Origin of the sequence: Sphingomonas sp., from assembly GCF_025362505.1 — a bacterium.
GTDB lineage: Bacteria > Pseudomonadota > Alphaproteobacteria > Sphingomonadales > Sphingomonadaceae > Sphingomicrobium.
In genome coordinates, this window is record NZ_JANYGG010000056.1 from 1 (window position 1) to 7,852 (window position 7,852).

Annotated in this window: 10 protein-coding genes; 9 read left to right on the top strand and 1 reads right to left on the bottom strand. The window is 64.1% G+C overall.

Annotated elements, in window-relative coordinates; all coding sequences use genetic code 11:
* The coding region (locus Q0R27_RS04525; RefSeq protein WP_293941415.1) for a DEAD/DEAH box helicase family protein at positions 1–461 on the bottom strand (461 nt) is incomplete at its 3' end.
* A gap of 164 nt (positions 462–625) precedes the next feature.
* Here Q0R27_RS04525 and Q0R27_RS04530 point away from each other — a divergent pair.
* The 9 genes from Q0R27_RS04530 to Q0R27_RS04570 all read left to right on the top strand — a co-directional run.
* On the top strand, positions 626–1,369 hold the full coding sequence (locus Q0R27_RS04530; RefSeq protein ID WP_293941418.1) for a hypothetical protein: 744 nt from the start codon (positions 626–628) through the stop codon (positions 1,367–1,369).
* Between the two features lie 178 nt (positions 1,370–1,547).
* Positions 1,548–2,054: a DUF3617 family protein gene (locus Q0R27_RS04535; protein ID WP_293941421.1), complete on the top strand. Its 507-nt coding sequence runs from the start codon at positions 1,548–1,550 to the stop codon at positions 2,052–2,054.
* A gap of 20 nt (positions 2,055–2,074) precedes the next feature.
* Positions 2,075–3,001: a diacylglycerol kinase family protein gene (locus Q0R27_RS04540; RefSeq protein WP_293941424.1), complete on the top strand. Its 927-nt coding sequence runs from the start codon at positions 2,075–2,077 to the stop codon at positions 2,999–3,001.
* A 386-nt stretch (positions 3,002–3,387) separates the two neighbouring features.
* Positions 3,388–5,274, top strand: coding sequence for a ribonucleoside-diphosphate reductase subunit alpha (locus Q0R27_RS04545; RefSeq protein ID WP_293941427.1), 1,887 nt, complete (start codon positions 3,388–3,390; stop codon positions 5,272–5,274).
* A 62-nt stretch (positions 5,275–5,336) separates the two neighbouring features.
* Positions 5,337–5,744, top strand: coding sequence for a DUF559 domain-containing protein (locus Q0R27_RS04550; RefSeq protein WP_293941430.1), 408 nt, complete (start codon positions 5,337–5,339; stop codon positions 5,742–5,744).
* Positions 5,741–5,983: a hypothetical protein gene (locus tag Q0R27_RS04555; protein WP_293941432.1), complete on the top strand. Its 243-nt coding sequence runs from the start codon at positions 5,741–5,743 to the stop codon at positions 5,981–5,983. Before Q0R27_RS04550 ends, Q0R27_RS04555 begins: the two co-directional genes overlap by 4 nt.
* Positions 5,980–6,453: a PepSY domain-containing protein gene (locus Q0R27_RS04560; RefSeq protein WP_293941435.1), complete on the top strand. Its 474-nt coding sequence runs from the start codon at positions 5,980–5,982 to the stop codon at positions 6,451–6,453. The genes Q0R27_RS04555 and Q0R27_RS04560 overlap by 4 nt, the downstream gene beginning before the upstream one ends.
* Positions 6,450–7,190 (top strand): methyltransferase domain-containing protein, encoded by a 741-nt coding sequence (locus tag Q0R27_RS04565; RefSeq protein ID WP_293941437.1) that lies wholly within the window; start codon positions 6,450–6,452, stop codon positions 7,188–7,190. The genes Q0R27_RS04560 and Q0R27_RS04565 overlap by 4 nt, the downstream gene beginning before the upstream one ends.
* A 14-nt stretch (positions 7,191–7,204) precedes the next feature.
* A partial coding sequence (locus Q0R27_RS04570; RefSeq protein WP_293941440.1) for a ribonucleotide-diphosphate reductase subunit beta occupies positions 7,205–7,852 on the top strand: 648 nt, incomplete at its 3' end.

Genomic DNA, 7,852 nt, shown 5'->3' on the forward strand with positions numbered 1-7,852 from the left:
TGGCGCATCCGGTCGATCGCCTCGTTCACCGAGCTTTCCTTCTCGATGTAGGTGTCCGACCGGGGGACATAGGCCTCGGGCTGGTAATAATCGTAGTAGCTGACGAAGAACTCGACCGCGTTGTCGGGAAAATAGCTCTTGAACTCGCCATAGAGTTGCGCCGCGAGGATCTTGTTTGGCGCGAGGATCAGCGCCGGCCGCTGGAGCGTCTCGATCACCTTGGCCATGGTGAAGGTTTTGCCCGACCCGGTGACGCCAAGGAGCACCTGGTCCTTCTCTCCTTGCTCGGCCCCCTCGGTCAATTCCCTGATCGCCGTCGGTTGATCGCCCGCCGGGACATAGTCGGCCTTGAGCACGAACGCCCGCCCGCCCTCGGCCTTTTCGGGGCGCTGCGGGCGGTGGGGAATGAACGTGTCGCCAACGTCGTGCTCGTCGAGCGAGGTGCGGATCTGGATGGCCATGTGACCTGCGATATGGGGGCAATGACGTCGCGCGACAATTGGGTGTGTGTGGGGACGGTTTCTGCTGGAGACGGTCATTTGCGTTGCTGTTGCTAGCGCAGCTTCTCAAGGTTAGGATTCAGAGGTTTGGAGTGCCATCGGAACAGCTGTTGGGGGGAGCGGCGATGACTGAACTTGCGCTACAATCTGTGCCTTCGCGCCGACGCCACCGGCCGCTGCAATATTTCTTTCCGGGCATGGCCGTTTTTGCAGGACTGATCATTGCATTGGGCTTCGTTCCGGAGATCCTCAGATTCGCCGCCGGAACGTTTCCAATACCTTGGGTGCTACATATCCACGCAGGGATCATGTTCGCTTGGTTTGGTGCCTTTCTCTTGCAAGCGGTTTTGGGAGCCACGGGCCGGACGGCGCTGCATCGGCGCGTAGGCCTTTACGCTATATTTGTCGGTTTCCTTGCGTTTGCTTCAATGGTCTTCGTCGAATTTAGAACCTTCGTTGCGCACCCCCAATGGCTGACACCCAAAGACTTAGACTGGAAGCTTCCCGGAGCCTTCATTTATCTGACATTCGGACTGTTTCTGGCGTGGGCCGTTCGGGAAAGACGTAGACCTGAATGGCACAAACGCTTGATGACCTTCGCGCTATTCCTGTCGCTCGACGCGGCTATCCAGCGATTCGTGTGGATACCAATGGGTTACGGCTTTGGCCCATTCGCGTTGGCCCTGGACTTGTTCCTCCTCGTCCCACTGTTCGCTTACGACCTTCGCGTGCTCAATGGACGCCTCCATGCTGCGACTGTTCGCGGCACGGTGGTCTTGCTTTCTTCGGAGGCTGCGCTGTTTGCGCTGTGGGGAACTGCCCCGTGGCACAACCTTGTTCTTTGGGTGGCAAACGGCATCCGACCTTAATCCAGAACACGGAAACGATTGCGAACCAAGCTTTTCCACCGAACAATGTCCCTCCAGAGCGCCCGAACCTGAAAGTTCGACGTCAGACACCTCTCTCCTGTGATTGCCAAACGCCGCTTTGCGCATATGGTGCGCGGCATTGTGAAGCGCGAAGGGTCGCGCCTGGGGGGTCGTCAACATGCGTCATCTGGTCATCATTCCGCTTCTGCTGCTCGCGGCCTGCTCCGACGACGCGCCGCCGGTCGACAAGCGCGCGGGCGAGGCGAAGCAGCTTCAGGCCGGGGCCTACGAGGTCCAGGCCAAGGTGATTTCGCTGACCGCAACCGATCTGGGCAAGCCGGCGTCGAGCCTCAAGGCGGGCGACGTCGCGGTGCTCAAGGGCTGCGTGGCGGCGGACGGGACGCCCGACCATAGCCTGTTCATCGAAACCGGCGATGTCTGCTCCCCGACGCAAAGCTATTCGAGGAGCGCGATCCTCAACATCCAGCTGAATTGCACCCGCAAGGGCGCGGCGGGGTCGGTCAACTATTCGGTCGACGGGCAGTTCACCGCCGACGCCTTCACCGCAAAGGTGACGACGGGGACGAGCTTCACCACGCCCGACGATTATCTGCTGATGCGCGAGCTCAGCGGCAAGCGCGTTGGCAACTGTCCCGCGGCGGGTGCGGCGGTGGCCAAGGGCTGAGGGACCGAACTGTCGCGTCGGTGGTTAAGCCCGGCGTGAAGGCGGTCATCCTCATCAACCACGGCGGCGGGACCGCCAAGCGCGACCCGGAGATCGGGCCGAAGGTCGAAGCGGCGTTGCGTGCGGCAGGGGTCGATGGCGAGGTCGAACTGCTCGACGGGCCGGGCGTGGCGGCGCGGGCGAAGGAAGCGGTCGAAGCCGGGGCACCGCTGATCATCGCCGGGGGCGGCGACGGGACGATCAGTGCGGCGGCCGGGGCGATTGCAGGGAGCGAGACGGTGCTCGGGGTGCTGCCGCTGGGCACACTCAACCATTTCGCGCGCGATCTCGGGGTGCCGTTCGACCTTGCGGGCGCGGCGGCGGTGATCGGCGCCGGGCATGAGCGGCGGGTCGACGCCGCCGACCTCAACGGCCGCGTGTTCATCAACAACAGCGCACTCGGGCTCTACCCGCTGATGGTGGTCGACCGCGACACCCAGGAGAAACGGCTCGGGCGGTCGAAGAAATTCGCGCTGGTCGTCGCGGGCATTCGCACGCTCGCGCGGTTCAAGCATCAGCGGCTGACGCTGACGGTCAACGAGACGAGGGGCGGTTCGGTCGAGACGCCGCTGCTGTTCGTCGGCAATAATGATTATTCGCTTGAAATGCCCGCCGCGGGGAGCCGTAGGGCGCTCGACGAGGGCCGGCTGTGCGTGATGGTGTTGCGCAAGAAGGGGCGGCTCGGGCGGCTCGCGGCGTCGCTGCGGGCGTTGACCGGGCGGATGCGCGGCGACGACATGGTCCGCCTCGACAATGTCCAGAGGTTGCGCGTGTCGAGCCATCGCTCGGTGCTCGCGGTGGCGATCGACGGCGAGACCGAGCATCTTAAGCCGCCGCTCGATTACCGCATCCGCGCTGGCGCGTTGCGGGTCCTGGCGCCGAGTTCGATGTCGAACAGCGCGGGTTAGTGGTCCGTCCGGCCCGCCACTCGCACTAATGCGAGGGCCGAGCCGGACACACGCGGAGACGTCGGGAGAGAGCTCCTCGGCCTGTCGCAATTGCGCCACTGGGAGACGGATTTTTACATCCTTCGTTAATTTAGATCTTGCGTCTCGGGCTCGATTCAAACACTATCCCTTGTGTAGCGACGGGGGCTTCTCTCAACACCTAGTGGTTGGGGCTGGATATACCTATGTCCGGTGAAGCAGTCCTGTGCCCTGTGGATATCGGGGACAGGGTGCAGAAAAAGGTCCGCGACGGTGCGAAAAGGCGTAGGCTGGTGGCCATGGTCGCGAGTCGAACATTAGAAGAACAGGCGGTGCCTTCGGCGCCGCGCGAAGAACAGGAGTCGGTGATGGATTTTGCAAGCAGCAGCGCGGTCGACGCGGGCGATGTCACCACCACCCTGGCCAATGACAGGAGCGGGCGCACCAGCCATACGATCGACACGCGCGCGTTCAACGTCGTCACCGATATGAGCCGCGACGCGCTGCTGACCGACTTCGGCAAGGAGACGCTCAAGGACCGCTATCTGCTCCCGGGCGAATCCTACCAGGATTTGTTCGCGCGCGTCGCCTCGGCTTATGCCGACGATCAGGATCACGCCCAGCGGGTCTACGACTATATCTCGAAGCTGTGGTTCATGCCGGCGACCCCGGTGCTGTCGAACGGCGGGACCGGGCGGGGCTTGCCGATCTCGTGCTACCTCAATTCGGTGTCGGACAGCCTCACCGGCATCGTCGATACGTGGAACGAGAATGTCTGGCTGGCGTCGAAGGGCGGCGGGATCGGCACTTACTGGGGCAATGTCCGCGGCATCGGCGAGCCGGTCGGCCTCAACGGCAAGACCAGCGGAATCATCCCGTTCGTGCGCGTGATGGACAGCCTTACCTTGGCGATTTCGCAGGGGTCGCTGCGGCGCGGGTCGGCGGCGTGCTACCTCGATATTTCGCATCCCGAGATCGAGGAGTTCCTCGAAATCCGCAAACCGTCGGGCGACTTCAACCGCAAGGCGTTGAACCTCCACCACGGCGTGCTCGTCACCGACGAGTTCATGGAAGCGGTCCGCTCGGGCGCGGAATTCACCCTGCGCAGCCCGCGCGACCAGTCAGCGCGCGGCACGGTCGATGCGCGCTCGCTGTTCCAGAAACTGGTCGAAACGCGCCTCGCGACCGGCGAGCCGTACATCATCTTCATCGACCAGGTGAACCGCTCGATGCCCAAGCATCACCGCGACCTGGGATTGAAAGTTACCACGTCGAACCTTTGCTCGGAGATAACACTTCCGACCGGCAAGGATCATCTCGGCGCCGAACGCACCGCGGTGTGCTGCCTGTCTTCGCTCGCCCTGGAAACCTGGGACGAGTGGAACGGCGACAAGGACTTCATCGAGGACGTGATGCGCTTCCTCGACAATGTCCTGTCCGACTATATCGCCCGCGCTCCCGACGAGATGGCGCGCGCCAAGTACAGCTGCGAGCGCGAACGGTCGGTGGGCTTGGGCGTGATGGGCTTCCACTCGTTCCTCCAGGCGCGCGGCCTGCCGTTCGAAGGCGCGATGGCCAAGTCGTGGAACCTCAAGATCTTCAAGCATATCCGGGCGCAGGTCGACGAGGCCTCGATGATGCTCGCGCACGAGCGTGGCCCCTGCCCCGACGCCGCCGACATGGGGGTGATGGAGCGCTTTTCCTGCAAGATGGCGATCGCCCCGACCGCGTCGATCTCGATCATCTGCGGCGGCACGAGCGCGTGCATCGAGCCGATCCCGGCCAACATCTACACCCACAAGACGCTGTCGGGCTCCTTCTCGATCAAGAACCCGTTTCTCGAGAAATTGCTGGCGACCAAGTCGAAGGACAGCGCCAATGTGTGGAACTCGATCCTCGAGCAGGGCGGGTCGGTCCAGCACCTCGATTTCCTGACCCAGGACGAGAAGGACACCTACAAGACCAGTTTCGAGATCGACCAGCGCTGGCTGCTCGAACTGTCGGCCGACCGTACGCCATTCATCGACCAGGCGCAGTCGCTGAACCTGTTCATCCCCGCCGACGTCGACAAGTGGGACCTGATGATGCTCCACTTCCGCGCGTGGGAGCTCGGCATCAAGTCGCTCTATTACCTGCGGAGCAAGTCGGTCCAGCGGGCCGGGTTCGCCGGCGGGGTCGAGGCCGACAACACCGCCGAAGCGCCCAAGTATGAGCTGAGCTCGACCGATTACGACGAGTGTCTGGCGTGTCAGTAAACTCCCTCTCCCACCGGGAGAGGGAGGGAGCGGCGCAGCCGCGGAAGGGTGAGGGTGATCGATTGCGTCATTATCACAATCAGCCCTCCGGGACCGTCGGCCGCGCTCGCCAGCTCCGCCGGGATTCAACCATGCCCGAGCAATTGCTGTGGCGCGCGCTTCGCGCGAGCTTTCCTGGCCTGCGCTGGCGCCGGCAAATGCCGATCGGTCCCTATTTCGCTGATTTCGCCTGTTTCGCCGAACGTTTGGTCGTCGAGGCCGACGGCGGCCAGCATGCGGAGGCGCTTGCGTACGACGCGACCCGTACTCGCTTCATCGAGCGCCAAGGCTATCGCGTTCTCCGTTTCTGGAACAATGACATCGTTGAAAGCATGGACGGGGTGATCGCGAGCATTTCTGACGCCTTGTCACCCTCACCCTCCCAGCCTGCGGCTGGGCCCCTCCCTCTCCCGGGGGGAGAGGGAATTTGACCCCCGCCAACCTTCTCTTCACCATCGCCGGGATCGGCGCGCTGCTCGTCGGGCTGGTCATGCTGCTGCGCCCTTCGCTGGTCCGCGCGCTGCTCCGGATCAAGCCCAGCGAGCCGGCGAAGCAGGGCCTGCTCATCGCCGGCATGATGCTCGCGGCGTTCGGGATGCTGCTTGCCGGTTTCGCGATCGGCTATTCGACGGTCAGGCCACTCGACTTCAACCAGAGCGCGAGCCAGTGAACTGGCGCCGCTATCATCGCTGGCTGTCGCTTCCGTTCGGGCTGATCCTGCTGTGGGTCGCGCTCACCGGGATCGCGATGCAGGCGGTCGAGATTTACGACAAGGGCCTGTTCGGCGAAGACGAGGACCGCCCGGCGCTGGTCCCCGCGGCGCGCGCGCAAGAGCATGACCAGGACGCGCAGGCCGCCAGGCCCACCGCGATCGCCGCCGCACATCCGCTCGCCGCTTCTGCCGCTGCCGCCTCCGCCACGCCTGCCCCGCCACGCCCACCGCAGAGCAAGGCGCATCAGCTCCACGAACTCCTCCAGCACCTCCACTCGGGCGAATGGTTCGGCCCGTTCGGGACGATCATCCAGACCCTCGCCGGCATCGCGATGACCTTCTTCGCCGTGTCGGGAATGTGGATGTACGTGATCATGTACCGCCGCCGCGGCCACAAGCATCACGATGGCAAGAAGCTGTTCTGGTGACCGCGCGCCCCGCCCCTTTGCCCACCTCGACCGATTACGCCAGCTATGCCGAGTGGAAGGCGTGGGACGCGGGCTCGTTCATGGTGCCGTCGCCGACCGAGCGCAGCTATTACGCCAACGAACTGCGCGGGCATCGCATCGCCGGCAAGCCGGTGCTTGAGCTCGGCTTCGGCAACGGCGGCTTCCTCGCCTGGGCGAAGGACGAGGGCGCGGTTGTCCACGGTACCGAGCTCCAGCCCGACCTCGCCGCGCGCGGTGCCGCCGCGGGGGTGGTCGTCGAGCCCGAGGATATCGCCGCCCTCCTCCCCGCCGCCCGCGCGCGCTTCGCGCTGGTCGCGGCGTTCGACGTGTTCGAGCATCTCGACATCGCCGCGCTCCCCGGGCTGCTCGCGACCACCGCCGAGTTGCTCGAGGACGGCGGGCTGCTCGTCGCACGCTATCCCAACGGCCAGTCGCCGTTCGGCCGCGTCCACCAGCATGGCGACATGACCCACCGCACCGTCCTGTCGGCCGACATCATGCGCCAGCTCGTCGCCGGGCTGCCGTTCGACCCGGTCCATCTCGGCAATCCCGCCCGCCCCGCCGGCGGCGTCGAGCAGGCGCGGCGGCTGATCCACCGCACCATCGAAATCGCGCTGCAGCGGCTCTACGGCCACGACACCCCGCTCGCCCCGAACAGCGTCGCCATCCTCCGCCGCCGTGCACGAAGCACCGCCCACCCCCATATCAACCGATAAGACAGGAGAGTCTGATGTCCCTTCTCGAAGCCCGCAAGCAGTACAAGCCGTTCGAATACCCGTGGGCGTTCGATTTCTGGAAGCGTCAGCAGCAGATCCACTGGATGCCCGAGGAAGTGCCGTTGGGCGAGGATTGCCGCGACTGGGCGCAGAAACTCAGCGACCACGAACGCAACCTGCTGACCCAGATCTTCCGCTTCTTCACCCAGGCCGACGTCGAGGTGCAGGACTGCTATCACGAAAAATACAGCAGCGTGTTCAAGCCGACCGAGATCAAGATGATGCTCGCCGCCTTCTCGAACATGGAGACGGTCCACATCGCCGCCTACAGCCACCTGCTCGACACCATCGGCATGCCCGAAAGCGAGTATGGCATGTTCCTCCAGTACAAGGAGATGAAGGACAAGCACGACTATATGGCGACCTTCACCGTCGACACCGACGAGAACATCGCCCGGACGCTCGCCATGTTCGGCGGCTTCACCGAAGGGCTGCAGCTGTTCGCCAGCTTCGCCATGCTGATGAACTTCCCGCGCTTCAACAAGATGAAGGGCATGGGCCAGATCGTCAGCTGGTCGGTGCGCGACGAGAGCCTCCATTGCGAGGGCATCACCAAGCTGTTCCACGCCTTTGTGGCCGAACGCGACTGCCTGACCAAGGCG